General features: G+C 48.0%; 1 protein-coding gene. It reads right to left on the bottom strand.

The window, feature by feature from the left end; all coding sequences use genetic code 11:
• Positions 1-55: 55 nt before the first annotated feature.
• Positions 56-1042 carry an IS481 family transposase gene (locus tag FJM65_RS21095; RefSeq protein ID WP_140456493.1) on the bottom strand — a complete coding sequence of 329 codons (987 nt, stop codon included), beginning with the start codon at positions 1040-1042 and terminating at the stop codon, positions 56-58.
• Positions 1043-1180: the final 138 nt, after the last annotated feature.

The raw sequence follows: 1180 nt of genomic DNA, 5'->3' as shown, positions 1-1180 counted from the left end.
TGTAGTGGTTCTATAGATACGCTACAGTTAGAGGCCTGCCAGAAGTTAGACATTTCTAATTTTTGGCAGGCCTCTCCTTTTTCTTGTATTTACTCAGCTTTCTCTCCCAGCCGTAGTTCTGCTCACGTATCGGTTCTCTGGCCGAATCATATTTTGCCTCTATGTCTTCCCACAGCGGGGTCAGGGCTGACTTTTCGGTGACAACATCCATTGGCGTTTTGCCCTTTAGGGAACTGTGGGAACGGTGCCAGTTGTAATGAAACTGCCATTCCTCCAGCCTATCGTTCAGGCATGGATCCTTCAGGTTAGCCATCATATAAAATTCCTGCAGGTCCGTCTGGTGGCTCCTCTCTACCTTGCCGTTCAGGTGGGGAGAGCGAGGTTTTATGGGCCTGAACTTGATGCCGTACTCCTGCAGTATCTCCTGGAAAGCGATGCCGAAGAACTCCTTGCCCCTGTCAGTTTGCACCCGCTGTATGGGAAAGGGCATTTGCTCTACCACCCGCTCGAGAAAGCTCACAGTGTTTTTGGCTGTTCTCCTAGAATAGATGTGCAGTACTCTGAAGCGGCTACAGTCGTCAATGGCTGTGTATTGATAGATACCTGTATCTATCTTACAGACATCCATCTGCACCCTTTCTCCTGGGATTTCTTTAGCGTAGCGCTTAAAAACTTTCTTCTTGTGGTATCGCTTGAGCAATTTCATATCATACTTCTCAAGCACCCTGGCCACGGTGGAAGGAGAAATCTTCACCTGATGTTGCTGCAGAAGGTGTGAGCAGATCCTTATTTTGCCAAAGCGGCAGGTGTCCCTGATATCCAGAATCAGGTTGATTACATCATCATCCCATTTCTGTCGGGCCAGCCTGTGTGGCCTTCTGGAACGGTCCGCCAGCCCTTCATCTGGCAGGCGCTTGATCCATCGGTGCAGAGTGGAGCGGGCGATGCCACATCGAAGAGCAGCTTTGCTGACAGAGCCCAGCTGTTGGTAAACCCTTATCCAGTCTTCTCTGGCTTTCTGCTTCTGCTCTTCTTTTTTCATAGCGACACAGGCAAAAAAATAGCTGTGGATTTATGGATAACTCTGTCGAGTTACCCACAAGTCCACAGCAGTAATAATAGTAATATCTAAAGATTAAATCAACAGGTAAAAATGTAGCGAATCTATTGAACCTTCACA

It is taken from the genome of Pontibacter mangrovi (assembly GCF_006385705.1).
Taxonomy (GTDB): Bacteria; Bacteroidota; Bacteroidia; order Cytophagales; family Hymenobacteraceae; genus Pontibacter; species Pontibacter mangrovi.
The sequence above is the reverse complement of the archived record's forward strand: the minus strand, read 5'-3'. Positions and strand labels throughout refer to the sequence as shown.

Coding starts and splice junctions, on each gene's coding strand:
- FJM65_RS21095 (WP_140456493.1), bottom strand. CDS start 1,042: ATGAAAAAAGAAGAGCAGAAGCAGAAAGCCAGAGAAGACTGGATAAGG.